Raw genomic sequence first — 24,662 nt, 5'->3', positions numbered from 1 at the left:
GATGTGAAAGATGATGGATAAGTCAAATAAAAAATTGCTTGAAAATATCAAAAATTCTATTTCAGAGACTGTTAAAGAAAAGAAAATTGGAATTGCTTTTTCTGGGGGGGTGGATAGTACATTAATTTCAAAAATATGCTCAGACATGAATTTTGATGTTACCCTGTTGACTATTGGATTTCCTGATTCACATGATATTTTATTTGCAAAACAAATCAATGAATATCTAAAGTACCCTCACCATGTTTTAGAGATTGATTCAGAGACTTTTTCTGCTGTTTCTTCAAAAATAAATCAAAAAATTCAAACTGAAAATTTATCTTGGAATGAAAACTGTATTGCTTTTTATTATGTTTCTAAACTTGCAAACAGCTTAGGACTTGATACAGTAATTACAGCTAATGGAATAGATGAATTATTTTGTGGTTACAATGCCTATCGTGAAGCATTTTCTGGAGGCGAATCTCAAATTCTTAAAGTAATGAAATCTAAATTAGACAATGAATTAAAAATGATGAAGTCTGTAAATCTTGTTGCATCTGAATTTGGAGTAAAAATTCTCCAACCTTTATTATCTCAAAAATTTATTGAATATGCAAAAACTATTCCTATCTCTGAAAAAATTCATGATTCTGAAGATTTGTATCGTAAACATATTATACGAAAATTAGCTAGTGACATCAAAGTTCCAGAACTTTCATGTACAAAACGAAAGAAAGCATTACAATATGGTTCAAAAATTCACAAAGCTTTGCTAAAATCTAGATAAATTTTTTTACTGTATTTTGAACAGATTTTTGTACATTATTTATAATTGTAGAAGATGCACCAAGGTGTTTTTCCGGTAAAAATATTGAATCAATTTCTTTATCTGTTAAGTTTAAAGAACATGCTTTATCATTTTTGATTGCATCGATGTACTGAATTCCTTTATCATTTGCCTCAAATGCAACTCTTTGGACATCTTTGTATGCTACAAACCTTGGTATGCCTTTTCTGATTAGTGCTTCTAAGACAAATTCCGCAAATATTTGTCCCTTTGTGATGTATAGATTCTCTACAATTCTTTTCTCATTAACCATCAAATTTGAAACAATTCTGGTCATGGTCTCAAGCATTTCATCAACCAAAATCGATACTGTTGGGATTACAAATCTCTCGTTGGCTGAATTTGAAAGATCTCGCTCATGCCATAATGGAATGTTCTCAAAGGAAACTGCAACTTGGCTTCTTACTAATTTAGATAATGATGATACCCGTTCACTTTTGATTGGATTTCTTTTTACCGGAACTGCACTGCTTCCCATTTGTCCTTTTTTGAATTGTTCTGCTACTTCTGCAATCTCTGTTCTTTGTAAATTTCTAATCTCTATAGCAATTTTTTCTAAAGTGGAACCAATTAATGCCAATTCGAATACATATTCAGCATATCTTTCTCTTGGAACCACTTGTGTTGTTACTTCTGCTGGAAATAATCTCAATCGTTTCGATGCTCTTTTTTGTACTTCGAGTGATTTTGCACCCATTAAAGAACCTGTACCTACAACACCTAGTGTTTTACAAATCAAAATTCTCTTCTTAATTTCCTCGATTCTTTCTACATGTTTTGCCATTTCCGCAGCCCAATTTGCAAATTTTAATCCAAATGATATGATACTTGCATGTTGACCGTGAGTTCGGCCAACAGCTGGAATCTTTTCATATTTTACTGCTTTTTTTACAAGAATTGATGCCATCTTTGCAACTTTTGGTTCAATAATTTGTAATGCATCTCTCATTTGCATTGAATTACTAGTATCTACTAAATCATTACTTGTTAATCCATAATGTATCCATGGTCTAGCGCTTTTACTACATTTCTCACTTAATGATTCTACAAGAGCTGCAGTGTCATGATCACTTTTTGCTTCTAACTGTTTGATTCTTTTTGCAGTTATTTTTCCAGACATTGCAGCTTTGAAAATTTCTTTACCGACACTTTTTGAGATCATTCCTATCTCACTTTGGGAGATTGCAGCAGCTCCTTCGATCTCTAATTGATAATCAACTTTTCTCTGTTCACTAAAAATATCCATCATTTCTTTGGTGCCATAACGACCACTGTCAATAGGTAAAATTGCCAACATTGCTACTATTTTTACACGGAAAATAAATCTACTTGTGGAATTCTAATTTACTCTATCTCGTAATTCATGACAATCACACAGACATCCTTTCTGACAATTCATTCTCTTACAGTCAGAACACACTTTTTTGTTCCAATATGGTGCCGTATTCATGCTAATATCTCTGGGTTACCTTGAATGTACCTTTCTTTATCTGGAAAAGAATTTTGATTAAATAGTGTCCAAATACCCATTAAAATAAAATATAATGTACTAAAGTCAGGCTGTTCTGATATTCTCTCCTGTTCGATCTCTTCAGGTTGATCAAATGGTGTTACATATGCAATTCCTAATAAAACTGGAATTCCAACTAGTAAAATTATTGGTATTGCCATGATTTTTTAATTATATGGACTATAATTTGTGAAAATTTTTGCTACAGAATGAAAGTACATGTTTCTCATATCTTCTTCTACACAAACTGCCAACAAATTAACAATATCTGTTGCAGTAATCATTCCAACTACTTTATCGTCACTAAGTACTGGTAGCTTTCTTACTCCTCGTTCATGCATCAAGTCAGCTGCATTTCTCACTGACTCATCTGAATTTATTGATAATAGTGGAGATGACATAATTCGCTTGATGGGTGAAGAAATTTCATATGCATGAGCTGCTGCTTTTACAGCAAAATCTCTGTCTGTTACAATTCCTATTGGTGTATTATTCTCCATGATGATGACTGCTCCGACTTTGGCATCTTCCATCATTTTTGCGGTTTCATTTATTGTCATTGACGCATCTGCAGAAATTACTGATTTTGTCATTACATCTGCAATTGTGATAGTTTTAGCATTTTCCAATTTACTATTTTATTATGTCTATAGTATATTTTATAGTCTTTTAGAATATCAAACTTGAAAATCATACTAGATAATCTCAATCGGCTTTAAATTGAAAATTGATTAGTTTTGCTTATGGTAATTAAAATTAAGAAAATTCTTGTTCCATTAGATGGCTCACCTAATTCATTTCGAGGTCTTGATGTTGCAATTCACATGGCAAGAGAATCACAAGCAACAATAACTGGTTTGTATGTTGCAGGAATTGTTAAACCTAGAACTAGTGATCCGATTACTCCTTTAGAGAAAATTCTATTGGATCATGCCCAAAAAATTATGAAAAAAGCAAAATTAAAGGCAGCACAAAAAGGAATTTTATTCTTTGACCGAGTATCTTATGGTGATGATGGACAAAGAATTGTTGAAGTTGCAGAAAAACAAAACTTTGATCTTATTGTTATTGGTTCAAGAGGAATGGGTGCAGCAAAAGAGCTTTTCCTTGGCAGTACATCAAATTATGTACTTCATAAATCAAAGAAACCTGTACTCATAGTGAAATAGTGTGAAAACAGTAAAAATTCTTAGATTCTAAACATCTGTGCCTGTTATTATCCATTCTAGCGCTCTAAGAACACCTTGATAATACTTCATTGCATCCATTGATTCAGTTTCTACAAGTCTTTTTTCTATTTCTTTTCTGTATTTTTCTATTTCTTTTTCAGTCTTCATGAATAAATAATCCAAAAATATTGGATTCATTAATCTTTAGATTTTAAATAGTCATTTTTTAAATATTGAAAGAATTCTAACTTCTTGTTCTCTTTCGCACAGCTGCAATCTTCTTTGATGATCTGGCTTCTTTTGCCTTTGCATTTGATTTTGTTACCTTTCCTTCTGGTTTGATACTTTTTCCACTTCTTCTGGCAGCACGAGATGCTTCTACTCTAATTTTTTGTTCTTCTTTTTGCTTTTCTATTTCTTTATCTGTTAGCTTTTTTCTTACCACACATGATAAAACTATTTTATCATAGATAAATTAGATCATAAATTTCATGTTTGGTTGTTCTCATCCAAAATTATTTTTTCTATTCTTCTGATGGTTTAAATTGGATTGAAAGGAATTTTTACCGATACCCATGTCTTCTAATACCCCCAAAAAAATCGGAGAAAACCAATATCAAATTGATGCTGATTCTGATCTTGGAATGAAAGTACCTGTGAGAATTTACGCTGATGAACCATTATTACAAAAAATGCTGTCTGATAGAACAATCATGCAAGCACGAAATGTTGCATCAATTCCTGGAATAGTTAGTCATAGTGTTGTTTTGCCTGATGGGCATGAGGGTTATGGTTTTCCAGTAGGTGGTGTTGCAGCAATGGATGCTGAAGAAGGAATGATTAGTCCTGGTGGTGTTGGATATGACATCAATTGTGGTGTGAGACTACTTCGTTCAAATTTAGATGAACAAACAGTTCGTTCCAAACTAAAAGAACTTGTAAATGATCTGTTCAGCTCAATTCCTTCCGGAGTTGGTTCTAAAGGTGCAGTAAAACTTAGTCATTCAGAACTTGATGAGGTTTTGGTAAAAGGCGTAAATTGGGCAATTGATCATGGTTATGGCTCATCAAATGATTCAGATGTTTGTGAAGAAAATGGTCAAATTCAAAATGCTGATCCAAACAAAGTTTCTGATAAAGCAAGAAAAAGAGGTGCACCTCAACTTGGTAGCTTAGGTTCTGGAAATCATTTTCTAGAAGTACAAAAGGTTGCAGAAGTTCATGATGAAGAAGCTGCAAACAGAATGGGAATTAAAGAAGGAACCATTACTGTTTTGATTCATTGCGGCTCTAGAGGTTTTGGTCATCAAGTATGTAGTGATTATCTTAGAGTTTCAGAACAAGCAATGGAAAAATATGGTATATCTTTACCTGATAGAGAACTTGCATGTGTGCCAAACAATTCTGAAGAAGGTGAATCCTATAGAAAAGCAATGTTTGCAGCATTAAATTTTGCATGGAGTAATAGACAGATGATAACTCACTGGACTAGGAATTCTTTTGAACGTGTATTTCATCAATCAGAATCTGATCTTGATATGAAATTAGTTTATGATGTTGCTCATAATATTGCTAAAGTAGAAAAACACAAAGTTGATGGAGCAGAAAGAAAACTTGTCGTACATAGAAAAGGTGCAACTAGAGCATTTCCTGCAAACCGTGATGAAATCCCTTCCAAATATCGTGATTTGGGCCAACCTGTTTTGGTTCCTGGCTCAATGGGAACTTCAAGTTGGATTTTACTTGGTAAACCCAATTCAATGAATTTAAGTTTTGGTTCTACAGCTCATGGTGCTGGAAGAACAATGTCTAGATCCAAAGCTAGAAGAAATTACACTGAAAATGATGTAAAAAAATCTCTTAATGACCAGGGGATCTTTATCAAAGCATTAACAAGAGATGGGGTTGTCGAAGAAACTCCTCAAGCATACAAAGACGTTGATGCTGTAGTTAATGTGTCTCATAATCTGGGAATAGCCACAAAAGTAGCAAAATTGGTGCCTATTGGTGTGATTAAAGGTTGAGCGAAGAAGATTTTGAACTTGAAAGATTAAAGGCAAAGCGACTAGCTGAAATGCAAAAAAATATTTCTTCGAGAGAGGAAATTAAAGAATCTGTTGAATCACCCAAAGAGAAAATCACTGTAAACCCACGTGCTTCACTTGTAAATATTCTTGGATTTAGAGGATTAGAAGTTTTGAAAAATGCTGAATCACAATTTCCAAACGAAACAAAAATTATTGTAGAAAAATTATTTGAATTAATCAAGACTGGTGAAATAAATGAAACTATAGATGGTGGAAAGTTATTGATGTTGTTTAGATCAGTTGGACTCAATGTTAGAATGGAAACTAAAATCAATGTTGAACAAGACGGAAAATTTGTCTCATTAAGTGATAAACTTAGTAAGAACTCATCTGAAAATAGTGATGAAGAATGAATGTTGTATTAGAAGTCGGAACAAAAAATTACGCTGATGATCTGCTATCTATAAAAAAATCTCTTTCACATATGGAGAGTCTTCTAGGATGTTATAATGGATATGTGCTTAGCGAACCATCAACAAAATTTGGATGGACATTTTTTAAATTGGCTTTTAAACCTGAGTTGCAAACTGGTATTGAAGAAAAGTTTTCTGACATGATAGAAAAATATCAATGGAGTGATCAACCACAAAAATTTGTTAAATTTGTGACAGATTATTTTCTTTCTAGAGGTTGTAATGTTAAAATAAAATTGTCTGACTAGACTCTTCTTCCTCTTTTTCCACCTTTCTTTCTAGTGGTATCATGGGGAATAGGTGTTACATCATCAATTCTTCCAATCTTAAATCCGCCCCTTGCCAAAGCCCTGATTGCAGCTTGTGCTCCGGGACCTGGTACTCTGGAGCCGACTCCGCCTACTGCACGAACTCTTATGTGAAATCCTGTAAATCCTTTTGTTCTTGCAGATTCTACAACTGCATTTGCAGCTTTCATTGCAGCAAATGGTGATGATTCATATCTATCAGCATTAACATGGATTCCGCCAGAACTGATAGCTACAGTCTCTGCGCCAGTAAGATCAGTCATATGAATAATTGTATTATTGTAACTACTGTAAATATGGGCAATGCCCCATTTGTCGGGTCCTTCTTTCTTAGCCTCTGGCTGAGCTTTGGTTTCTACTTTAGCCTCAGTCTCTACTTCCTCAACTGGCGTTTCTACCTCTTCTACTGAAACTTCCTCAACTTGGGCTTCAATTTCTGACAATGTTACTCACACCCTAAAGGGTTTAAAAAACATTGATTTTCTAACTTTGCCTAAATTTGACCACTTTAGTTCAAAATGATGATTGTTCATATACTATTTCAAACTGGACTCTTTTAATGACATCAATCCTTTTGTTGGCAATTGGAATTGCTGTAGCGGTTGCTTTAGTTGGATCTGCTGCATTTCAATTTCTGACACCGATCAATGATGATGTTCTATCACCCCTTGAAAAAAAATGTCAACAAATTGCTAATGAAGGATATAAAATTCACTCACTTTACCCTGATTCAAATCCTGAAAATCTTCTTGAAGATGATATGAAACGATTGCTATATCTTGATGATCTATGGATTAAAGACTGCGTTTCTGTTCTTACTGCAGATTCAATATTCAGTATTGTAAATAATGTGGAGCGAGATTTTTTTTACGGTGAATAACTATCCAAAATGTTTCCATCCTAAATCTCTTAAATTGATATAATTTTTCTCCTCTTTAACAAATACTCCTTTACCTGAAGTCACTTGTCCTATTTCTATAATCGGTGTTTTAAGTAGGTTAGCACTTTTTTTAATTATTTTTTTATATTTTTGGGGAACTGTAAACACAAACTCGTATTCTTCTCCTCCATGAAAAACTAAAGCAATCAAATTCAATTTATGGGATTTTGCATACTTTTCTAAATCCTTTCTAACAGGTATGTTGTTTATGATGAATTTCTTTTTACTTTGTTTTGACATTTCATTTAAAGTAGTAGATAATCCATCACTAGAATCCATAGATGATGAAAAATATTTTTTATTTTTTAATCCAAAACTAATCTTTGGTTTTGGATTAGTAACTGATTTAATTGCTTTTTCAGCAAATTTTCCTTTTTCTTTTATTTTACCAAGAAGTAAATCTAATCCAACTGTTGTATATCCAAATGGACCTGTTACAAATATTAGATCCCCATTTTTGGAGCCTTTTCTTGTAACTATCTTGTTTGAATTCCCGAAAATACTTATGTTAAACACAATCTCCTTACCTGCATTAGTATCCCCTCCCAAAATTGTAATGCCATATTCAGTAGAAGCCTTTTTGAAACCTTTTGCAACATCTATAATTTTTGAGCGTGAAATATTCTTTGGTAGATTCACCGAAATAATTCCATATTCTGGTTTTATTCCTTTTGCAGCAAAATCACTTACACATGCAGCAATACTTTTTCTTGCAGCATCTTCCAATCTCATTTTAGATGGAATATCGGTACTTTCTACAAGTGTATCTGTTTTAGCAACGATTCTGATTTTTCCTAAATTGAATATCTCTACATCTTCAGAAACAAATTCTTTGTTTCCTAATTCCGTCTGAAAAATTTTGATTATAGTGGATTCATCTAACTTTGTCATAACTTTGTTTCACTACTTCTAATGTGTCCTTTGTAATTTTTTTACATCTTTCTTCATTATTTGATTCTGCTGAAACCCTTATGATGTCTTCAGTATTTGATTTCCTAATCAAAACCCAACTATCATCATCAATGATTCCTTTAATTCCATCTTGTGAATCTATTTCCGAATATTCTTTTGAAAATTTATTTTTTATTTCTTCTATTACTTTGTCATGAAAATTAGAATCTATTTCAGTTTTCTCTCTAATTTGGAAATATCTTTTCATGTAATTTAAAATCTCATCAAATTTTGAAGTTCCTAACATAGATGCAATTAAACCGCTACTAAGAATACCTTCTCTACAATAATTGAATTCAGGTAAAATAAAACCCCCGCTGCTTCCTTCTCCACCTGCTTGAGCATTTGTTTTTAGCATGAGTTCTATTACATTTGCTTCTCCAACTTTTGATCTTTTAACAGTGCCCCCCTTTTCTTTGATGAATTTTTCAATTGATATGCTTGTATCTGTGCTTAAAACAAATTCTTTGTATCCCAATTCTAGAGATTTTGCAACCCCTAATCCCAATGTTACATCTGGAGTTTGTTTTTCTCCTTTTCTTACCACAACTAAGCGATCTCCATCTAAATCAAATGCAAACCCGATTTCTTTTTTAATTGATGCTGAAATCAATTCAGATAACTCATCAGATGTAGGATCTGGACCTCTAGAACATTGTGAAAGATCTTCATTTAGTACTTCTACATTACACCCTGATTCCCTCAACAAATCTGGTGCAAATCCCCTTGCAGCACCACCACCAATATCCACTACTATATCCGGTTTATTTTCAATGTCTCCTATGATTTTTTTTGCATCTTCGATGTATGATGAGGTAATATCATATTCAGTCCCAATTTTTGATTTTAAATTTTCTTGATGTTCAATAATTTGGGGAAGTTCCTGTTCATTAATTCCTCTTCCTTCAATAATGAATTTCATCCCATTCCACTCTATTGGATTATGCGAAGAAGAAATAACGAGTCCTGCCCCATATTTTCTCGCTTCTCTAAAAACTACGGGGGTTGGTACCGTTTCTAAATTAAAAACATCAATTCCATTTTTCATCAATTCTGCACTGGCCACATTTTTTATCATATCTCCTGAAGGTCTAGTGTCTTTTCCAATAACACATTTTTGTGATTTGATTAAACTTGAAAAGTTATTACAAAATTCTAACACGTCTTTCAGGTTGAGATCTTCTCCAAATACTCCTCTAACTCCAGAAATAGTTTTCTTCAATTAATCCAACTCGGAAAGGCTTTTTATTAACTCTGATGGATTTATCCAAAAGTGCCTTGGTAGCTCAGCCTGGTAGAGCGAACGCCTCGTAAGCGTTAGGTCGTGGGTTCGTACCCCATCCAGGGCTTTGATTTGTAAAATTTTTAAAATTATTTGTATTTTAGTTATTTATTCATCGAAGGTTTCAATGTCGATTTCTAATTCTTTTCCTAAACCTTTCCACCATTGTTTTGATTGTTCTGCCATACTCCCCTCATAAATTACGTTGAATCGTCCTTTATAGATCTGTCGGTTGAATAAAGACTGATCACTTCTTAACGATTTCTCAAATATCTTTACTCTTCTTTTTCTTCTCGTTTTCTTTTCATTTTTCTGTATATGATTATCAAAAGTATGCCTCCTGCACATCCCCAAAATAATTCTGATGTGCCATTTTTTATTCCATATGATTCGAATAGACCTACAAATCCTAGCGACATAATTGCTACAAGAACTAATCCTACCATTTCAAGTATTTTTACCATGATCTTCTGTTGTCAACATGTAATTTCAAAAAGATATATGGTTTTGTAAATAAATCCATTTGTGGACAAATACCTTCTAATAATCTTGATCTTTATGGTTGTGACTATTCCTATAGCATTTGTTGAACCATCTTCAGGGGAATTTCGAGATCCACCTCTTATTCCACTATTTTATGCAGCTATTGCAGGAATAATCATTATTTTAGTTTACAGCTCCTACAAAGAAAAAAAAGAACGACAAAAAGCTAATGCTAAAAGAAGATCTAGAAAATAGATTTTAAAGTTCTAATCCAAACGATTCTGCAATACTGGAAAAGTTTGCATAAGACTCCAAATACTGTCTTCCTTTTGGTGTAATTACAAAAGTATTCTTTCCATCAAATTCAATTTTGTTAATTAACCCTGCACCGGTTAAATTCTGTAAGAATTTAGATAATCTTGAATGTGATAAATTTGCCTTTGTTAGAAGTGAAGTTGTTTTGATGCCTTCCTGTCCAGACTGTTCAGTAGCAATAAGCAAATCTGCAACTATTTGCATACTAGTTCTATAGGAAACCATACGTTGTTAATTTCAAACTCAGATATAAGGGTATTACCATTCATTCAGATCAGATAAATAAGCTCTAGGCTGATCTGTCTGCATTGCCTTCCCAATCTTCAATTCCCTGGTTTGATGACTTTGTAGGTGTTGCTTATAGATATTATGACCTTAGAATGAATGTAGTCCCTTTGTTTACTGACCGAAAAGAGTCTGCATCTATTTGGCATGATACTATTCATTGGTGGGTAGATCCATCCATTAAAATCAGATTTGTAGAAATTGATGATAATTATTGGTTCATAATGGGTTCAGATTCTCAAAAACCTGAAACCAATTTATCATTTTTCAAAATATTACCAAAGTCTGAAAATTATGAACGATTTAAGAAAGGACATGATGGTGAGGCATATCTTAGATTAGGGGTGTATACAAAAAAGTCACTTAGTGATGTAAAAAAGGATGCTTTGTGTAATTGTAATCATGAAGCCCAAGATCATGATGAGAATGATAATGATGTGTGTCTTTTCAATGAATGTGATTGTAAACAATTTTCTAGTTTTCAAATAAATTTATTGAAAAGAAAAAAAACAACAACTGATATTAAATTTTTAGAAGAAAAAGATGTAAAAGATGATCCACTTGCATGGAATTGTCTTAATGCAAATAAGTATTCAAAACCAGAAAAAACCTAATCCAAGTGTTTGTTTACTCTAACGTGTTCTCCTGGATAATGCTCATTAATTTTTTTTGAATAGCAATTTCCACAAATCGAACCTTCTATTCCCCATTCATCCATTGGATTGTAACGAAATTGGATTTTTTCACTACAAATAGCACATTTTTCTTTTGAAACCAAAGTGCTTTTGGTCTTTTTAATCGATATAAAAAACATTCTCGTAGAAAATACAAATCATAATAATTATGTTAAATATCACTGGGTTTTATTAAATTTAGGTAGATAGTCTGACCAATGTAAACCTCCTGCAAGATTTTTACTTGGTTGGACTACTGCCTTTAAAATTAAAATAAACTATTTGCTAGTTTTTTTAATGATATGATTTCATCATCTTCTTGCCTGATTTTTTTATCAATTACGCGCAACATTGTATCATTCCAAACATGTTGGGAAAAGAAATTATGTTTGGTGTTGGCCAATTCAATTTCATCATCCACTACCGTATCTTCAAGAAATTTGGTCACAATGACATCAGTAATCTTTAAAATCCTAGAATTCAGTTTGAAACTACGAAAAATAGGTTCCAATTTTCTAATGTCTACTTTATAATCTCCTTTTGATTCAAGAATTTTCTTATGGAGTATTCTAAAGTAAACAGCCACAAAAAATAATGTTGCATATCTTTTTGTTTTATGTCCTCCCTGTTTTCCATACTTTAATGATTTTTTTGCAAATTCTTTGACAAGATATGGATATAGTAAAAGTCTGTAATCATCTTTTAGATTGTCATTGAAGATATCGTCATATTTACTTCCTCTTGGAAGAAACTGAGCTGGTGAACTGTATGCTTCTGTTGGCCTTTGTTCAATTCCTGCAACCAGTGATTGAATTGCATCTTTGGCAACAATTACTTTTTTATGATTATCTGGAAGATAATTATTATAAATTAAATCCCCTTCATATTCACATTGTTTAGATTTTGATTTGCTATCAAAAGAACCTGCTTGAATTTCATAAAAATAACCACAATTTCTTAACTGTGATTTAATTGATTTGTGAAAATCCATCAAAGAAACAAGATCTTTTCCTCTTACCGAATTTTGAGAATTCCTGTATTTTGTAATGTTATTTTGTTCTTGTTCATCATCTGCTTTGATTATTGTAACTGTCATGGAACCATCCATATTTTTTGTTCTCTTTGAATGATCAAGAATTGAATTTGATGTCTGAGCTCCATTAACAATTTGAGGTGCATGAAGCTCAATCAAATTCTCTCCCAACTCTATAAAGTCACTAACTACAATAGTAATTCCGTTATTATAAAAAAAGAATTTATTTGGATTACTTTGTAATGTTTCTCTCAATCCTTTGTTAACTGTAGTCTTGAATTGCATCCATTGTCTGATGTTTGATTCAAAAACATAATCTCTACTCTTATTTACAAATTCCGTTAATTCTCGTAATTTTAGAATGCCTAAAATTGTATTTTCATGTCTAAGCATTCTCTCTAGTTTAATAGATGATTTTTTCCCTGCTGCTGGTTTTTTGATCCGATCCCATAATTTTTGAATTATTTTTTCTTCATCTATGATTTCAACTAATTCATCTTTATATTCTACTTTCTGATCGGTGACATAACAACACTTTATCTTTAGATTTTTTTCTTTAATTTTTGTAACAAGCTGAGCCAACTCAGGTCTCATTTTTGTAACATCTTTTGCTAGTAATCGCTTTGTATCTTCTTTGAATTTTGCAATTGCTTCTAATGAATGAGACGTACCATATTTTGATTGAAATAATCTAATTGTATTGTCTGAAAAATCTACTGGTAGATATGCATCTATCCCAAGATCATTTGCTCCATCAACAATTGCATCAGCTGCATCATCCTCTGTAGCCTCAAAAACTCTTGTTAGAACCCATTGAAGAAAATTATTCCCTTTTTCAACATCATTTTTTGAATTTTCAGCATATTCATGAATGCTTCCTCGAATATTTTCGGCAAACCCTTCTAGAGGAGGACTGGAATTTTTTTGTACTAGAAGTGTATGAGAACCTGGAATGTATTCTAACAATCCATTTTCGTTGTGAATCAATTGGACTTTCTAATATGTTATATATTTAGAGAATTTGGTAATTATGTAATAACTCTGTTTTGGATGTGATGTGTTTTGATAAAAAAAATAACTATGATGAGCGTAGTTGGAGTAGTTTTAGTTATACTTTTGGCATTATCTATGCCGAGTAATTCTGATAAGAAAAATACAGAAACATCAGATTTGATTGTAAAAGGTGATGTTATAATGCCTACAAAAGTTTCGCGTCCAGGATGTGAGGTGCTAGATATTTGTTACATTCCATCTTCAATTATCGTTGAAAAAGGGAAACAAGTAACATGGGTAAATCAAGACTCTGCATTTCATAGTGTAACCTCTGGTTTTTACGATGAGCCTACTGAACTTTTTGACAGTGGTCATTTAGATCCCTTTGAATCATTTTCTCTTACTTTTGATGAATCAGGAAAATATGATTATTTTTGTACTCTTCATCCTTGGATGAAGGGACAAGTGATAGTAGAATAAGGTACCCGAGGGAGTCGAACCCCCTTGTATAAGCTTTGCAGGCTCACGCATAACCGTTCTGCCAGAGTACCGTTTTAAAAAACACAAAATGAACAATTAAACTCTTTAGATTAGAATTTGTTAAATGGTTTTGAAGCCAACTTTACATCTTCCCCTTTTACTGTTTTCCTTCCTGCATGAGAAGCCATATCGATTGCACTTTTTGCGATACTATCTGCAATCTCTTCAATCACTCTTCTTAATTCATCTGCTGATTCATCGCTAACTCTTTCAGCACCAGCTTTTTTCAAAATTCTATACATTGCAGATAATCCAAGTTCTGATGATCTCATGAAATCTGTTTTAGTTTTTTCCGAAAAAAGATAATGAGTGAAAAAATATCACCAAGGAATCGATTTATACAGACTATTTTAAGAATTGATAAAGAAATGACCTGGTATATTGATTCTCACATACATTTGTCAGATCCCGCATATAACTCTGATATGGAATTTATTTTAAACGAAATGGAATATTTGAAAATTAAAGCATGTTGTGTATCTATGGATGTTGAAAATTCTCTCCAAACTTTAAAGTTGGCACAACAAAGTAATCTTGTTTTGCCTTTTATTGGAATTCATCCAGAATGTGCCAATGGTGATCTTGAAAAAATGACTGACTTGATAGAAAATAATCATACACATCTTTCTGGAATTGGGGAAGTTGGATTAGATCCAACATATGTACACAATACTGATGATGCTAAAAGACAAAGACATGTTTTTGAAACATTGTTGTCATATGGGGAAAAATTTAACAAACCCGTTTCTATTCATTCAAGAAAAAGCCTTGATGATGTTTTTGAAATAATGACATCCTATAGCACTAAACATGCATTACTTCATTGGTTTGATGGTAGTAAAAAACAACTACGAAAAGCAATGGACATGGGATTTTTCGTGTCTTATGGCCCTGTTATGGTTTATGCAAATGATAAACAAACTTTAGCCTCCATTACAGATGAATCAAAAATTCTTGTTGAAACTGATGGCCCTGTTAAATTTTCTAGATGCTTTGAAATGAAATCTGGACAAATTACCTTTATTCCTAGCGTGATCTTTTGCATCTCAAAAATTCTAGGAAAAACGTTTGATGAAATGGCTTTTTCATTGGAAAAAAATACAAATTCATTCCTTGGAATATAGGTATAAAATACCCTCATTCTTAAAACGAATATTGGACAGAATCAAGCGTCTTTCATACGAGGTTTTAGTAGATCATAAATCTAAATTTGGTGAAGACTTTGCTAATAACAAAAAGGCTCTTGATCAAATTTCTATCATTCGCTCCAAAGGTTTGAAAAACGAAATAGCTGGATATATTACAAAATTCATCAAAAAAGAGATTCGAGAGGAAAAATTCAAACAATCTAGAATTGAGTCTTCACGTATTGAAGAACAAGCAAATGAAGAAATTCAAGTAGCAACACCTGAAACTGTTACAGAAGCAACACCTGAAACTGTTACAGAAGCAACACCTGAAACTGTTACAGAAGCAACACCTGAAACTGTTACAGAAGCAACACCTGAAACTGTTACAGAAGCAACACCTGAAACTGTTACAGAAGCAACACCTGAAACTGTTACAGAAGCAACACCTGAAACTGTTACAGAAGCAACACCTGAAGAAGAGAAAACAGAATAATCAATTAAATATTAATTTTATAATTTCCAATTAGATTAGAATGATTACTGTAAAACTAGTAGGTGGTGCCAAAAAATCTTTTTTCACAGAAAATTTACAAATTGACAGATCTGATATCTCTATTCAAGAATTATTAAAACTATTGTTGGAACTAAAACCTGCTGACTCGCCAAAACTGGATATTGAAAATATCCTAATTGCAATAAATGGCGTAGATTCGTCTGCTATGGATGGTAGATCTACAATGATAACAAACAACGATCTTGTAAGTATTATCCCAGTTATTCATGGAGGTACATCAAAAAAAATCACTTTCGAGATATCCTCAAAACAAATTCAAGTAATTGAAATAAAAGGTCAAACAACAATTGACGTAAAATTTATTGATAATTTAAGAAAAAAATATCCAAAAATTCAACTTCAAGCTGTTTCAAGTAGTTTTGTTATGAATCCGTATCATTTGAAAAAAATCTTATCTCTATCTTTTGAATCTAAAAAAAATAATATCTTACTTTCAAATAAACTTGAAACAGATATTTTGATGCGCTTTGCATTGACAAAACAAATATCTGATGCAATAATGACAGTTGGAATAAAACCCAAATCAAATTTTATCTTAATCGCTATTGGAAATAAAAAAATTTTAAATTCATTGTATGCAGATTTGTTACCACTATCTGTAAATTTATTCGTAAAGAAAAATGATTCATTTCTCAAAAAACATTTTAAAATTACTCAAAAACAACTTGATGTTGTTTACTCTAAAAATCCCTTGGAAGACATTTTGGTAGAAAAAGCAGCAATTCTACTCTGACATACTGCGTTTAGTTTTTTCAACGCTTAGTATATCTGATTTTTTTAATATAGAAATTCCTGTCTTATTTCCTAATATTTCAATTAAAATAATTTTGTCAGGAAATTCAAGTGATACTTTGTTTTTTATTTTATTTGCAATTTTTGAAATAATTTCTTGACTGGATATGTCTGAATTTCTTTTTTCTATTGAAATTCTATATGTTTCTCCATCTAAAATCTGCTTTGAATCTTCAGTGATTATTTTTTCTATTTCTTCAATTTTTGTCTCAACAATTCTCTGAATTGGTATTATTCTTAAGCAATATCTAATACTCCATGGCTCATCAAGAAGCATTTCTTTCATTTTTTTTACTACATCAATAGGATCGAGTTTTGTTTCGGCAGTCAAAATTCCTGACATATTTGTAATTACGATACTTGCATCTGAGTCACCATATTCCTCTAAAATACCTCTTAATTCTTCTTCAGTTTCTGGTTCAAGATGCCTTGCACATGTAATTATCAAATTCATGCTTCTAAAATCTCCTCTTTAGTCAAAGAACCTTCTCGAAGAATTTTGATCTTTCCATTTTCTATTTCAATTATTGTTGATTCTGCTTTGCTTGTAATTGTTCCACCATCAACAAAAATATCATAATCTTCTATATTTCTAGAACATTCATCAGGGTTTGTAAATGGTGGATGTCCTGAAATATTTGCACTTGTACCCACCAGAAAGCTGCACCTCTTCAATATTTCTAAAGTACATTTATGATTTGGAACTCTGATAGCAATTCTATCATTTAAAAATAATGATCTTTTCAAATTTTCATCTATTAATTTTAAAATTATTGTAAGTGGCCCTGGCCAAAATTTGTTAACAATTTTTTCTGTAACTTCATCTAAAACCACTATTCTTTTTGCAATCTCTGCTGAATAGACTAGAACTGGTAATGGTTTAGAACCATCTCTAGATTTTATATCATAAATTTTTTTTATTGCTTCTTTGTTATACGGATCACATCCTATTCCATAAACAGTATCTGTTGGATAAACTACAATCCCTCCACGATTGATTATTTCTAATGCTTTTTCAATTCCTTTTTGATCACATTTTACTTTCATATCTAATTCTATTTTTTTTGTTTAATTATCATTTACTTTTGAATACATTTTTAATAGTATAATGTTTCTTTTGTGAGATATGTCTAATCCTTCTGATTATGAAGATACAGAATTTGAAGATGATTTTAATGATGAATTTGATGAAGTAGAAGACTAGATATTTAATCCAAAATTATCTGCAAAATTTGTAAATGTATTATATGCTTGAAGAAATTCTCTACCTGTTTGACTAATTCTGTATTTGTTTGAACCTTGAGAATCTACTTGTTCTAAAAGTCCTTGCGATACTAGGGTTTTTAGAATTCTCGAAATTCGAGAATGTGAGATGTTTGCTTTTCTAATAAGATATGTTACTGTTGCTCCATCTTCATCTTGGAGATCATCTCTAGTTGTTGATAAAATATCCCCAATAATTTTCATATGTGTTCTGTATTCTGCCATTTCCTCAATAGAATATCTTTCTAATTTCTATGAGAGTACGTTGATATTTTCCAATATACTAAAAAGATAAAAGAATTTGACAATTTTTTAATTCCTACTTTTTCTGAGCCTATGCCAAAATTATTCAAAATCATCATCAAATTTTATCTTAGTTAATGGGACTTTGCTCACTGGAATGAATAATGCTACTAATCCCCCAATTTTGATTGTCATTGATGCTGTGTATAATATTGATTCTGGAAATACAAAAGAGTACCATCCTAAAAATTCCCCCAATGCTAAAAGTCCCAAGCCGACAGCAACCGAAATAGCTCCTTTATTCTTACTTTCAAAATATGATAACATTGTTTCAATCGCACCATATGCTAACAAAATGAATGAGACAGATCTGAAAATATGCTCTAATTGAACTGAAGAAACTAAGAATAATGGTAAAATTCCAACTGATCTAAAATAACTTGATTTTGGAAAAAATGATTTTATGCTATGAGAAAATGCAATGAAAAAATATCCTATTGTTTGAATTGCAATCCCTAATGTTTGCACCCATCTTTCTATATTTCCAGATTTTATCACAAAGTCCTCTATTGTATAGCCCATCCATATTACAAAAAATCCAAAACTAATTGACAAAAATGCAATTGATAATCTAAACAATGTCGGACTTCCAGTGTTTCTAAATCCTATAATTGACATCGCCCCAATGGCTAATCCTACCAAAAATCCTACAAGATTAAGTATACTTTCTAATAAAAATTCCAATGATGTTTAGAAACTCTTTGAACTAATTATTTTAATCTGATGAATGATTTTACCATGTTGTTAATCCCATTCATCCAATGATCCTGAAGTGTGGCCCTCTGTACTTCCAGTATAGTCTCCAAGAATATCTGAATATTTAGATTCGTTATGTGCTACAAATTTAACGTATTCTCCATAACTCATATCAAAATCACATGAACCACATTTTACAACAGAAAAATCCATTGCTAATTCTGCATCCTCTTTGCATTTTGGGCATTTTATCTTCATAATGGCTTTGGTCTTTGTTAATTATTATTACTTTAGATTCAAAAAAAGATAAAAGGAGTTCAATATTGATAATTTCTATGAGTCGCATATGCACCAAATGTAAAAACACTATTCCTGATACTGAACAACTAAGTGTTGTAGCTGAGAAGTACCCTACATGTAACAAATGTTGGGCTGAATGGAAAGAATATCAAATTATGGTGATGAATGAAATGAAACTAGACATGTCAATGCTTGATCATAGGAAATTATTGAAAAAACATGAAAAGATCTTTGTAGGTGTGCTATCTCCTGAAGGAGAAGTCATAGATTACACAAATGAGGATAATAGGAAACCTGATGAGCCTACAGGCGTCTAAAATTTCAAGTGTTTTTTAGCATTATCTGGTACAACTAACATAACTTTTCTTTTTGAATTTTCATCCAAACCGTTGATTATTCTTTTTACTGTATTGGCAAGAATTTCTTTTTCATTTTCTTCCAATGTCAAAAATACTTCCAAAATACCATCCAAATTAAAAGCAATTAATTTTTGAGGCATCTTTGAGACTTCTACAATATATGCTGAGAATAATCCTTCTCTTTGTTCTTCTGAAAGAGTAGTTAAAATTTTGAGCCATGTTCTAAAAAGCTTTGAAAAATTTGGAAATGGGATAGTTGGACCTGCTTCCAATGCGTTGTTTATCACTTCTTTTTGATCTGATTCAGGTAAGGAAAAAAATTCCATCATTCTTTTTTTAAGAATTGGATTTCTTAGAAAATCAGGAAGATTAGCTAAATTGATTATGATGTTTCCAGCAAAATTTTCTCCTACCATCGATCTAAACGAATTATTGCTGAATATAAAATCATGTGGTAATACTTTAGCTTAAATAAACGAAATAGAAATTGCATAATATGACATCAACTGTAGTTGTTGGCGGATTTTTCGGTGATGAAGGCAAAGGAAAAATCATTTCTTATTTAGCAATTAAAGATAATCCTACAATAATAGTTCGTGGTGGAGCTGGTCCTAATGCTGGTCATACCATTAGAGATGGTGATAAAGTGTATAAAGTAAGAATGCTCCCAAGTGGTTTTTTGAATAAAAATGCTAAAGTAATGATAGGACCCGGAGTTGTAATTAATCCAGAAGTTCTTAAAAAAGAAATTAATGATTTTGAAGTTTCTGGACGTGTATTTATTGATAAACACTGTGGAATTATTGAGGAAACTCATCTAGTAAGAGATTCTAAGGGAGAATTAAAAGATAAGATTGGTAGCACTGGTTCAGGTACGGGACCTGCTAATGCTGATAGAGCCATGAGGGTTTTGAATCTTGCAAAAGATTTTGATTCACTCTCTTCTCTCATCATTGATGTTCCTCAAGAAATCAACAATGCACTATCTAAAAATGAGCATGTTTTAGTAGAGGGTACTCAAGGAACTTTTCTTTCTTTGTGGCATGGAACTTATCCATTTGTAACCTCAAAGGATGTTACTGCTTCTGGCATTTGTGCAGATATTGGTCTTGGGCCTACAAAGGTAGATGAGGTAATTGTTGTTTTCAAATCATATGTTACCCGTGTAGGCACTGGCCCTCTCGAAAAAGAATTGTCTCTAGAAGAAGCTGAAAAAAAAGGATGGTCTGAGTTTGGTACTGTCACCGGTCGTCAAAGACGAGCTGCAGATTTTGATTTTGATTTAGCTAGGCGTGCAATTATGCTTAATGGCGCAACACAAATTTCTATTACAAAATTAGATGTCCTCTTTTCAGACTGTGCAGGAAAAACTTCCTTTGATGAATTATCTGATGGTGCAAAATCATTCATAAAAAATATTGAAACTAAATTAAACACGCCTGTGACAATTATTGGAACAGGTCCATCTGTTAATGATGTCATTGATAGAAGAAACTAGGCTCCAAAATTTAGGATAAGTTTAATTTGATAATCTACAACAAACATCTGTGGATAAATTACAAACAGCTACCATTGATAAATTACCCCGCTACATTCAAGTACATTCAACTTTAGAATTCACTAGGCTCGTTTGTGCACTTGAGCGTGCACCGCGTGTATCTTTTTTGCATGATCATAATGGGAAAAAAATTTTATCAGTACAGATGGATATTCTAAAAGACAAACCCATTGTATATTATACTCCTTTAGAACATAATGGCCATTATCTTTGTTATGGACTAAAAGGTGGAAAGGAGGAATCTGAAATTGTAGATACTACTTCTGATGCAAGCAAACTTTATTCTCCCATTGTTAGAATTAAATCTCTTCCAAAGTCTTTGCAACCCGGAAATGGGACTCTTGATAGGTATCAGCCAATTGAATTAGAAGATATGTCTAGTCTTGCAAAACTTACTTGGGGTTTTGAAGAGACTCCTTTTCCTCTATTCTTGTTCCCATGTAATGATAAATGGTTAATTGGAGTTTTTATGAATTTCAATGATGAAGGAATATCTTATTTCTGTCATGTGGTATTGGATTCTGATCCTGAAAAACCATTTCTAAAATTTTCAACAACAAATGGAACGTTACCCACCTTTGCAGAAAACCCTTCAGAACATGGTTACTCTTATATCAAAATTATAAAATTAAAAGACACTCATCCCTTAGTTGATTATGGCCACCTTCAAAACTAGACTTTCCAAGATCGCAAAAACCAATGGAAAAGTAATCCTTGCAAATGATTATGATTGTTCTGTAAAAAATCTTGAAGCAAAATCCATTCAAAATATTCAAAAATTGCATTCTTGTCTATGTGGAATCAAGTTAAATTTTCATTTACTTTTGCCCCTTGGAGCTAAAGAAATTCTCAAAATCAATAAAACAGCTCATAGATATGGTTTACAAACAATTGCTGATATCAAACTAAATGATATTGGAAACACAAATCGTGTTACTGCTGAACATCTTTGGAATTTGGGATTTGACGCCGTAATTGCAAATCCAATAATGGGTCTTGATAGTTTAAAAAATCTGGTTAAATCATCCCACAAAAATGAAAAAGGTGTTATCACTTTATGTCACATGAGTGCTCCTGAAGCAGCATTATCTTATGATATGGAGATTAAAATGGAGAAAAAACAGAAACTTTACCAATTATTTTTGAATTGGGCTTTAACTGCAAAGGTTGATGGAATTGTTGTTGGAGCTACTTTTCCAAAAATTATACAATATTGTTCTAAAAAAGCTGGAAAAAAATTAAACATATTTTCTCCTGGCATTGGTACTCAAGGCGGGAGTACAAATCAAGTAATTTCATCTGGAACTGATTATTTGATTGTAGGTAGGACCATTCTAAATTCTAAAAATCCTGTAAGGGTGGCAAAAGAATTACAACTACAAAGCTTTGGAAAGTAACATTTGGGCTCTTGTTAAAACTGTTTTAGCATTGTCAAATGTTGTTTTTTCCATGGCTGTGTTATAATCCATCCATATATAATTTTGATGCTCATGTGAAATTTCAACTTCTTTAGTTCTTGTTTCAGCCAAGAAGAATACCACTTTTTTATGAATTAATTCTCCTTGATATTGAAAATTATATTCAATCTCCTCTTCAAAATTTTCTACAAATACTATGTCTGTTATCCCTGTTTCTTCTTTTGTTTCCCTGATTGCAGTTTGATGAGTTGTTTCACCTACTTCCATTTTTCCTTTCACAAAATCCCAGTGTCCTGTTGGATAATGCAATAGTAAAAATAAAATTTTTGAATCTTCTTTTCTAAATATCACAATTCCTGCTGATGTCTCTTCAATCATTTTCCTAACCTTCTTTTTCTTTCTTGAAAAGTTCTAATTGCTCTCATCAAATCAATTTTTCTAAACTCTGGCCAAAAAATATCCATAAATACCAATTCACTGTATGCACTTTGCCACATGAGAAATCCACTCAATCGTTGTTCTCCTGATGTCCTCAATATCATGTCGGGGGATGATTGTGGTAAATGTGATGTGTAAAGGTTTGATTCGATCTCTTTTTTATTTATGTCCTGCACGTTCAATGATCCATCTTTGATTTTTTCTCCTATTTTTTTAACAGCATCTAATAATTCGTATTGTCCTCCATATGCTAATGCTATGTTTAGAAAATGATTGTCATAATTTTTTGTAGCATCATCTAATTTTTTTAAAATCTCTTTGATAGAATCTGGAAGTAGTTCAATTCTGCCAATCCCCTTAACTCTCATTTTACATCGATGAATTCTAGGATCATTGTATAATTTTTCTAGTCTCATACGAATTAATTCATAAAGATACTCTAGTTCCTCATCTTTTCTATTCAAATTCTCTGCTGATAATGCATATAGTGTTACAATCTTGATGTCAAATTCTTCACACCAATCAAGAAGATTTTCTACCGCATCAGCTCCCTTCCAATGACCTTTTTTTGGCACTGTTAGGTGTCTTTTAGCCCATCTCCTATTCCCATCTAAAATTAAGGCAACATGATTTGGGATATCTCCATTCTGGATTTCCTTTTCTAGTCTTTTACCGTAGATCTTGTAAAGTCCAGACAGTTGAAAAATCACTTCTTTTATTTTACTAATGTCCAGTCACCTCTTCATTAGTAAGCAATTGGAGATATCAGTGTTATTCAGAAATTCCACTTTAAAGCTACTAGATGTCTTAATTTAGTCTGAAATCATCTCTTGATCTTTATGTTTTCTATATTTTTTGAAGAGAATCGTGGCTGAAACCAAAGTTGCTGCCAATCCCCCCAACAAAGGTGGAATCAATGTAAACGAACTTTCTTCATAAATCATTATGTTGGTAAATTGTGCTACCGTAGGATATAATGAAATTAGGACAATGATTCTCAAGCTATCACTAATTTGTCTTGGAATTCCTCCTATCCAATTACTAAGCAATGTTCCAGCAAAAATTGCCCCCACACCAATCCATAAAATTGGAAGTGCTCCTGCTACAAATTGTCCAATTATCCTCTTATCTGTAATCTTTGAAATTATTTGTGTGTCTGCTTCAATTAACTCTGAATCAACAGCACTGATTCCTGCAGGAACTGATGAAAGTATCAGTAGTATTCCTGCTACCATTGTAAACATTCTGATAAAACCCATCGGAGTTGGTTTTGACCAATTTGATAATGCTCTATCAATATCAAATGCTCTGATCAAAAATGCTCCTCCCAAAATACTTACAAGAACTGCAAATATTTCTGCAGTATAACCAAATGCGGTTGCAATTCCACCAATTAACAAAAGAATTCCAGGAACTCCTAAAAAGAATTTTGAATATTTTGAATCATAAGCAAGCATTTTAAGATATTTTCCAAAAACTGCATAAGAATATTCTACACTTCTGCTTACTTTCATTACTACACGTTGCACGGATACAACTGGTAGGACATTTTGAATTACTGGGATGACACTCTCATCATCTTCTCCATCAGAAACAATTACTGCTCCATTTGCAGAAAAGTTTTCTAAAACCTTTCTTGTCTCAGAAAGAATTTTTTCATCAGCTTGAACTCCTCTGTCTTTTACTCCTGCAACAGTTATCACTTCAACTTGGTATCCCTTACTGATCAAATCTTCATATGTTTTGATAGCTGCAAAAATTGAATTTGAATCTGCATCTTCAGGATCTTCTAATGCCAATCTTTGGGCTGCTTCTATACACGCATCTCTGCCTATTACTGGTGTAGAAATTCCTGCTTTTTCTCCTACATCGTTATCTCTGTCAATACAAATTACAAGTAATCTATTAGCTGTAGATGCATTGACATCTTTTTCCACTTTGTCAGATTGCTGAGACATTCTATTTCTATTATGGAATTACTTTTTAACGATTTCCAACAATTATGATTAGTAAAATTGG

At 32.2% G+C, this 24,662-nt stretch carries 38 protein-coding genes and 1 tRNA gene; 17 read left to right on the top strand and 22 right to left on the bottom strand.

Annotated features, from left to right (window positions below):
* Positions 1-13 precede the first annotated feature (13 nt).
* On the top strand, positions 14-769 hold the full coding sequence (locus C5F50_RS11165; protein ID WP_179373010.1) for an asparagine synthase C-terminal domain-containing protein: 756 nt from the start codon (positions 14-16) through the stop codon (positions 767-769).
* Here C5F50_RS11165 and purB read toward each other — a convergent pair.
* The 3 genes from purB to C5F50_RS11150 form a co-directional block, all read right to left on the bottom strand.
* The gene (purB, locus tag C5F50_RS11160) at positions 762-2,123 is read right to left on the bottom strand and encodes an adenylosuccinate lyase (RefSeq protein ID WP_179373009.1); all 1,362 of its coding nucleotides are present in this window, start codon (positions 2,121-2,123) and stop codon (positions 762-764) included. The genes C5F50_RS11165 and purB overlap by 8 nt on opposite strands.
* A gap of 152 nt (positions 2,124-2,275) precedes the next feature.
* Positions 2,276-2,500 (bottom strand): hypothetical protein, encoded by a 225-nt coding sequence (locus C5F50_RS11155; RefSeq protein WP_246282054.1) that lies wholly within the window; start codon positions 2,498-2,500, stop codon positions 2,276-2,278.
* A gap of 6 nt (positions 2,501-2,506) precedes the next feature.
* Positions 2,507-2,968, bottom strand: coding sequence for a CBS domain-containing protein (locus tag C5F50_RS11150; RefSeq protein WP_179371398.1), 462 nt, complete (start codon positions 2,966-2,968; stop codon positions 2,507-2,509).
* Positions 2,969-3,082: 114 nt separating this feature from the next.
* Here C5F50_RS11150 and C5F50_RS11145 point away from each other — a divergent pair, with 114 nt between their 5' ends.
* Positions 3,083-3,508: a universal stress protein gene (locus C5F50_RS11145; RefSeq protein WP_179371397.1), complete on the top strand. Its 426-nt coding sequence runs from the start codon at positions 3,083-3,085 to the stop codon at positions 3,506-3,508.
* A 27-nt stretch (positions 3,509-3,535) separates the two neighbouring features.
* Here the strand turns inward: C5F50_RS11145 and C5F50_RS11140 are convergent, their stop codons facing one another.
* Positions 3,536-3,676 carry a hypothetical protein gene (locus tag C5F50_RS11140; RefSeq protein ID WP_179371396.1) on the bottom strand — a complete coding sequence of 47 codons (141 nt, stop codon included), beginning with the start codon at positions 3,674-3,676 and terminating at the stop codon, positions 3,536-3,538.
* Between the two features lie 76 nt (positions 3,677-3,752).
* Positions 3,753-3,953: a hypothetical protein gene (locus tag C5F50_RS11135; RefSeq protein WP_179371395.1), complete on the bottom strand. Its 201-nt coding sequence runs from the start codon at positions 3,951-3,953 to the stop codon at positions 3,753-3,755.
* A gap of 130 nt (positions 3,954-4,083) precedes the next feature.
* Here C5F50_RS11135 and C5F50_RS11130 point away from each other — a divergent pair, with 130 nt between their 5' ends.
* The 3 genes from C5F50_RS11130 to C5F50_RS11120 are packed head-to-tail and all read left to right on the top strand — an operon-like array spanning position 4,084 to position 6,256.
* Positions 4,084-5,532, top strand: a complete 1,449-nt coding sequence (locus C5F50_RS11130) for an RtcB family protein (protein WP_179371394.1) — start codon at positions 4,084-4,086, stop codon at positions 5,530-5,532.
* Positions 5,529-5,948, top strand: a complete 420-nt coding sequence (locus tag C5F50_RS11125; RefSeq protein ID WP_179371393.1) for a DNA-binding protein — start codon at positions 5,529-5,531, stop codon at positions 5,946-5,948. Before C5F50_RS11130 ends, C5F50_RS11125 begins: the two co-directional genes overlap by 4 nt.
* Complete coding sequence (locus tag C5F50_RS11120) at positions 5,945-6,256, top strand: hypothetical protein (RefSeq protein WP_179371392.1); 312 nt, start codon at positions 5,945-5,947, stop codon at positions 6,254-6,256. The genes C5F50_RS11125 and C5F50_RS11120 overlap by 4 nt, the downstream gene beginning before the upstream one ends.
* On the opposite strand, the gene C5F50_RS11115 is transcribed toward C5F50_RS11120, so the two are convergent.
* Entirely contained in the window at positions 6,253-6,759 is a 507-nt protein-coding gene (locus C5F50_RS11115; RefSeq protein WP_179371391.1) for a 30S ribosomal protein S11, read from the bottom strand. The two genes, C5F50_RS11120 and C5F50_RS11115, sit on opposite strands and share 4 nt — an antisense overlap.
* A 116-nt stretch (positions 6,760-6,875) precedes the next feature.
* Here C5F50_RS11115 and C5F50_RS11110 point away from each other — a divergent pair, with 116 nt between their 5' ends.
* On the top strand, positions 6,876-7,196 hold the full coding sequence (locus tag C5F50_RS11110) for a hypothetical protein (RefSeq protein WP_179371390.1): 321 nt from the start codon (positions 6,876-6,878) through the stop codon (positions 7,194-7,196).
* Here the strand turns inward: C5F50_RS11110 and thiL are convergent, their stop codons facing one another.
* Together thiL and C5F50_RS11100 are read right to left on the bottom strand one after the other, a co-directional pair.
* Positions 7,197-8,147: a thiamine-phosphate kinase gene (gene thiL, locus C5F50_RS11105; protein ID WP_179371389.1), complete on the bottom strand. Its 951-nt coding sequence runs from the start codon at positions 8,145-8,147 to the stop codon at positions 7,197-7,199.
* Complete coding sequence (locus C5F50_RS11100) at positions 8,131-9,429, bottom strand: phosphomannomutase (protein ID WP_179371388.1); 1,299 nt, start codon at positions 9,427-9,429, stop codon at positions 8,131-8,133. The genes thiL and C5F50_RS11100 overlap by 17 nt, the downstream gene beginning before the upstream one ends.
* Positions 9,430-9,482: 53 nt before the next feature.
* On the opposite strand from C5F50_RS11100, the gene C5F50_RS11095 reads away from it, so the two are divergent.
* Positions 9,483-9,556 (top strand) — tRNA-Thr (locus C5F50_RS11095).
* Positions 9,557-9,764: 208 nt separating this feature from the next.
* Here C5F50_RS11095 and C5F50_RS11090 read toward each other — a convergent pair.
* On the bottom strand, positions 9,765-9,953 hold the full coding sequence (locus C5F50_RS11090; protein WP_179371387.1) for a hypothetical protein: 189 nt from the start codon (positions 9,951-9,953) through the stop codon (positions 9,765-9,767).
* 61 nt (positions 9,954-10,014) lie between these two features.
* Between C5F50_RS11090 and C5F50_RS11085 the strand changes: the two genes are divergently transcribed.
* The gene (locus C5F50_RS11085; protein WP_048115211.1) at positions 10,015-10,227 is read left to right on the top strand and encodes a hypothetical protein; all 213 of its coding nucleotides are present in this window, start codon (positions 10,015-10,017) and stop codon (positions 10,225-10,227) included.
* A 3-nt stretch (positions 10,228-10,230) separates the two neighbouring features.
* On the opposite strand, the gene C5F50_RS11080 is transcribed toward C5F50_RS11085, so the two are convergent.
* Complete coding sequence (locus C5F50_RS11080) at positions 10,231-10,491, bottom strand: winged helix-turn-helix domain-containing protein (protein ID WP_179373008.1); 261 nt, start codon at positions 10,489-10,491, stop codon at positions 10,231-10,233.
* Between the two features lie 104 nt (positions 10,492-10,595).
* Between C5F50_RS11080 and C5F50_RS11075 the strand changes: the two genes are divergently transcribed.
* Positions 10,596-11,186, top strand: coding sequence for a hypothetical protein (locus C5F50_RS11075; protein ID WP_179371386.1), 591 nt, complete (start codon positions 10,596-10,598; stop codon positions 11,184-11,186).
* On the opposite strand, the gene C5F50_RS11070 is transcribed toward C5F50_RS11075, so the two are convergent.
* Positions 11,183-11,350: a hypothetical protein gene (locus C5F50_RS11070; protein ID WP_179371385.1), complete on the bottom strand. Its 168-nt coding sequence runs from the start codon at positions 11,348-11,350 to the stop codon at positions 11,183-11,185. The genes C5F50_RS11075 and C5F50_RS11070 overlap by 4 nt on opposite strands.
* 164 nt (positions 11,351-11,514) lie before the next feature.
* Positions 11,515-13,266 (bottom strand): AIPR family protein, encoded by a 1,752-nt coding sequence (locus C5F50_RS11065; protein ID WP_179371384.1) that lies wholly within the window; start codon positions 13,264-13,266, stop codon positions 11,515-11,517.
* Between the two features lie 141 nt (positions 13,267-13,407).
* On the opposite strand from C5F50_RS11065, the gene C5F50_RS11060 reads away from it, so the two are divergent.
* On the top strand, positions 13,408-13,752 hold the full coding sequence (locus tag C5F50_RS11060) for a cupredoxin domain-containing protein (RefSeq protein ID WP_425340058.1): 345 nt from the start codon (positions 13,408-13,410) through the stop codon (positions 13,750-13,752).
* A 110-nt stretch (positions 13,753-13,862) separates the two neighbouring features.
* Here the strand turns inward: C5F50_RS11060 and C5F50_RS11055 are convergent, their stop codons facing one another.
* Positions 13,863-14,084 (bottom strand): histone family protein, encoded by a 222-nt coding sequence (locus C5F50_RS11055; RefSeq protein ID WP_179371382.1) that lies wholly within the window; start codon positions 14,082-14,084, stop codon positions 13,863-13,865.
* Positions 14,085-14,180: 96 nt separating this feature from the next.
* Between C5F50_RS11055 and C5F50_RS11050 the strand changes: the two genes are divergently transcribed.
* The 3 genes from C5F50_RS11050 to cgi121 are packed head-to-tail and all read left to right on the top strand — an operon-like array spanning position 14,181 to position 16,249.
* Positions 14,181-14,936, top strand: a complete 756-nt coding sequence (locus C5F50_RS11050; RefSeq protein ID WP_246282052.1) for a TatD family hydrolase — start codon at positions 14,181-14,183, stop codon at positions 14,934-14,936.
* Positions 14,937-14,967: 31 nt separating this feature from the next.
* On the top strand, positions 14,968-15,435 hold the full coding sequence (locus C5F50_RS13120) for a hypothetical protein (RefSeq protein WP_246282051.1): 468 nt from the start codon (positions 14,968-14,970) through the stop codon (positions 15,433-15,435).
* Between the two features lie 40 nt (positions 15,436-15,475).
* Positions 15,476-16,249 (top strand): KEOPS complex subunit Cgi121, encoded by a 774-nt coding sequence (cgi121, locus tag C5F50_RS11040; RefSeq protein ID WP_179371380.1) that lies wholly within the window; start codon positions 15,476-15,478, stop codon positions 16,247-16,249.
* Here cgi121 and C5F50_RS11035 read toward each other — a convergent pair.
* The 5 genes from C5F50_RS11035 to C5F50_RS11015 form a co-directional block, all read right to left on the bottom strand.
* Positions 16,241-16,762 (bottom strand): THUMP domain-containing protein, encoded by a 522-nt coding sequence (locus C5F50_RS11035; protein ID WP_179371379.1) that lies wholly within the window; start codon positions 16,760-16,762, stop codon positions 16,241-16,243. The two genes, cgi121 and C5F50_RS11035, sit on opposite strands and share 9 nt — an antisense overlap.
* On the bottom strand, positions 16,759-17,355 hold the full coding sequence (locus C5F50_RS11030) for an L-threonylcarbamoyladenylate synthase (protein ID WP_179371378.1): 597 nt from the start codon (positions 17,353-17,355) through the stop codon (positions 16,759-16,761). The genes C5F50_RS11035 and C5F50_RS11030 overlap by 4 nt, the downstream gene beginning before the upstream one ends.
* A 153-nt stretch (positions 17,356-17,508) precedes the next feature.
* Positions 17,509-17,796: a winged helix-turn-helix domain-containing protein gene (locus C5F50_RS11025; RefSeq protein ID WP_179371377.1), complete on the bottom strand. Its 288-nt coding sequence runs from the start codon at positions 17,794-17,796 to the stop codon at positions 17,509-17,511.
* Positions 17,797-17,916: 120 nt separating this feature from the next.
* Positions 17,917-18,558 carry a hypothetical protein gene (locus C5F50_RS11020; RefSeq protein WP_179371376.1) on the bottom strand — a complete coding sequence of 214 codons (642 nt, stop codon included), beginning with the start codon at positions 18,556-18,558 and terminating at the stop codon, positions 17,917-17,919.
* 60 nt (positions 18,559-18,618) lie between these two features.
* Entirely contained in the window at positions 18,619-18,828 is a 210-nt protein-coding gene (locus C5F50_RS11015) for a hypothetical protein (protein ID WP_109876949.1), read from the bottom strand.
* A gap of 77 nt (positions 18,829-18,905) precedes the next feature.
* On the opposite strand from C5F50_RS11015, the gene C5F50_RS11010 reads away from it, so the two are divergent.
* On the top strand, positions 18,906-19,187 hold the full coding sequence (locus C5F50_RS11010; RefSeq protein ID WP_179371375.1) for a Fe(2+)-trafficking protein: 282 nt from the start codon (positions 18,906-18,908) through the stop codon (positions 19,185-19,187).
* Here the strand turns inward: C5F50_RS11010 and C5F50_RS11005 are convergent.
* Positions 19,184-19,645 (bottom strand): hypothetical protein, encoded by a 462-nt coding sequence (locus C5F50_RS11005; protein ID WP_179371374.1) that lies wholly within the window; start codon positions 19,643-19,645, stop codon positions 19,184-19,186. The genes C5F50_RS11010 and C5F50_RS11005 overlap by 4 nt on opposite strands.
* Before the next feature lie 80 nt (positions 19,646-19,725).
* On the opposite strand from C5F50_RS11005, the gene C5F50_RS11000 reads away from it, so the two are divergent.
* From C5F50_RS11000 to C5F50_RS10990, 3 genes are read left to right on the top strand one after another with little or no spacing between them, the layout of a single operon-like run.
* Positions 19,726-20,727, top strand: a complete 1,002-nt coding sequence (locus tag C5F50_RS11000; protein ID WP_179371373.1) for an adenylosuccinate synthetase — start codon at positions 19,726-19,728, stop codon at positions 20,725-20,727.
* Positions 20,728-20,776: 49 nt separating this feature from the next.
* Positions 20,777-21,463 carry a hypothetical protein gene (locus C5F50_RS10995; protein WP_179371372.1) on the top strand — a complete coding sequence of 229 codons (687 nt, stop codon included), beginning with the start codon at positions 20,777-20,779 and terminating at the stop codon, positions 21,461-21,463.
* On the top strand, positions 21,444-22,184 hold the full coding sequence (locus C5F50_RS10990) for an orotidine 5'-phosphate decarboxylase (protein WP_179371371.1): 741 nt from the start codon (positions 21,444-21,446) through the stop codon (positions 22,182-22,184). The genes C5F50_RS10995 and C5F50_RS10990 overlap by 20 nt, the downstream gene beginning before the upstream one ends.
* On the opposite strand, the gene C5F50_RS10985 is transcribed toward C5F50_RS10990, so the two are convergent.
* The 3 genes from C5F50_RS10985 to C5F50_RS10975 form a co-directional block, all read right to left on the bottom strand.
* Complete coding sequence (locus C5F50_RS10985) at positions 22,164-22,583, bottom strand: bis(5'-nucleosyl)-tetraphosphatase (protein WP_179371370.1); 420 nt, start codon at positions 22,581-22,583, stop codon at positions 22,164-22,166. The genes C5F50_RS10990 and C5F50_RS10985 overlap by 21 nt on opposite strands.
* Entirely contained in the window at positions 22,580-23,353 is a 774-nt protein-coding gene (gene uppS, locus C5F50_RS10980) for a polyprenyl diphosphate synthase (protein ID WP_246282050.1), read from the bottom strand. The genes C5F50_RS10985 and uppS overlap by 4 nt, the downstream gene beginning before the upstream one ends.
* A gap of 102 nt (positions 23,354-23,455) precedes the next feature.
* Complete coding sequence (locus C5F50_RS10975) at positions 23,456-24,601, bottom strand: DUF373 family protein (RefSeq protein ID WP_179371369.1); 1,146 nt, start codon at positions 24,599-24,601, stop codon at positions 23,456-23,458.
* Positions 24,602-24,662: the final 61 nt, after the last annotated feature.

The organism is Nitrosopumilus ureiphilus, from assembly GCF_013407185.1.
Taxonomy (GTDB): domain Archaea; phylum Thermoproteota; class Nitrososphaeria; order Nitrososphaerales; family Nitrosopumilaceae; genus Nitrosopumilus; species Nitrosopumilus ureiphilus.
Note: the sequence above shows the minus strand (reverse complement) of the source record. Positions and strands in the feature narration are given on the sequence as shown.

Coding starts and splice junctions, on each gene's coding strand:
- C5F50_RS11165 (WP_179373010.1), top strand. CDS start 14: ATGGATAAGTCAAATAAAAAATTGCTTGAAAATATCAAAAATTCTATT.
- C5F50_RS11155 (WP_246282054.1), bottom strand. CDS start 2,500: ATGGCAATACCAATAATTTTACTAGTTGGAATTCCAGTTTTATTAGGA.
- C5F50_RS11145 (WP_179371397.1), top strand. CDS start 3,083: ATGGTAATTAAAATTAAGAAAATTCTTGTTCCATTAGATGGCTCACCT.
- C5F50_RS11140 (WP_179371396.1), bottom strand. CDS start 3,676: ATGAAGACTGAAAAAGAAATAGAAAAATACAGAAAAGAAATAGAAAAA.
- C5F50_RS11130 (WP_179371394.1), top strand. CDS start 4,084: ATGTCTTCTAATACCCCCAAAAAAATCGGAGAAAACCAATATCAAATT.
- C5F50_RS11120 (WP_179371392.1), top strand. CDS start 5,945: ATGAATGTTGTATTAGAAGTCGGAACAAAAAATTACGCTGATGATCTG.
- C5F50_RS11110 (WP_179371390.1), top strand. CDS start 6,876: ATGACATCAATCCTTTTGTTGGCAATTGGAATTGCTGTAGCGGTTGCT.
- thiL (WP_179371389.1), bottom strand. CDS start 8,147: ATGACAAAGTTAGATGAATCCACTATAATCAAAATTTTTCAGACGGAA.
- C5F50_RS11090 (WP_179371387.1), bottom strand. CDS start 9,953: ATGGTAAAAATACTTGAAATGGTAGGATTAGTTCTTGTAGCAATTATG.
- C5F50_RS11080 (WP_179373008.1), bottom strand. CDS start 10,491: ATGCAAATAGTTGCAGATTTGCTTATTGCTACTGAACAGTCTGGACAG.
- C5F50_RS11060 (WP_425340058.1), top strand. CDS start 13,408: ATGCCGAGTAATTCTGATAAGAAAAATACAGAAACATCAGATTTGATT.
- C5F50_RS11055 (WP_179371382.1), bottom strand. CDS start 14,084: ATGAGATCATCAGAACTTGGATTATCTGCAATGTATAGAATTTTGAAA.
- C5F50_RS11050 (WP_246282052.1), top strand. CDS start 14,181: ATGACCTGGTATATTGATTCTCACATACATTTGTCAGATCCCGCATAT.
- cgi121 (WP_179371380.1), top strand. CDS start 15,476: ATGATTACTGTAAAACTAGTAGGTGGTGCCAAAAAATCTTTTTTCACA.
- C5F50_RS11035 (WP_179371379.1), bottom strand. CDS start 16,762: ATGAATTTGATAATTACATGTGCAAGGCATCTTGAACCAGAAACTGAA.
- C5F50_RS11030 (WP_179371378.1), bottom strand. CDS start 17,355: ATGAAAGTAAAATGTGATCAAAAAGGAATTGAAAAAGCATTAGAAATA.
- C5F50_RS11025 (WP_179371377.1), bottom strand. CDS start 17,796: ATGGCAGAATACAGAACACATATGAAAATTATTGGGGATATTTTATCA.
- C5F50_RS11015 (WP_109876949.1), bottom strand. CDS start 18,828: ATGAAGATAAAATGCCCAAAATGCAAAGAGGATGCAGAATTAGCAATG.
- C5F50_RS11010 (WP_179371375.1), top strand. CDS start 18,906: ATGAGTCGCATATGCACCAAATGTAAAAACACTATTCCTGATACTGAA.
- C5F50_RS11005 (WP_179371374.1), bottom strand. CDS start 19,645: ATGGTAGGAGAAAATTTTGCTGGAAACATCATAATCAATTTAGCTAAT.
- C5F50_RS11000 (WP_179371373.1), top strand. CDS start 19,726: ATGACATCAACTGTAGTTGTTGGCGGATTTTTCGGTGATGAAGGCAAA.
- C5F50_RS10990 (WP_179371371.1), top strand. CDS start 21,444: ATGGCCACCTTCAAAACTAGACTTTCCAAGATCGCAAAAACCAATGGA.
- C5F50_RS10985 (WP_179371370.1), bottom strand. CDS start 22,583: ATGATTGAAGAGACATCAGCAGGAATTGTGATATTTAGAAAAGAAGAT.
- C5F50_RS10975 (WP_179371369.1), bottom strand. CDS start 24,601: ATGTCTCAGCAATCTGACAAAGTGGAAAAAGATGTCAATGCATCTACA.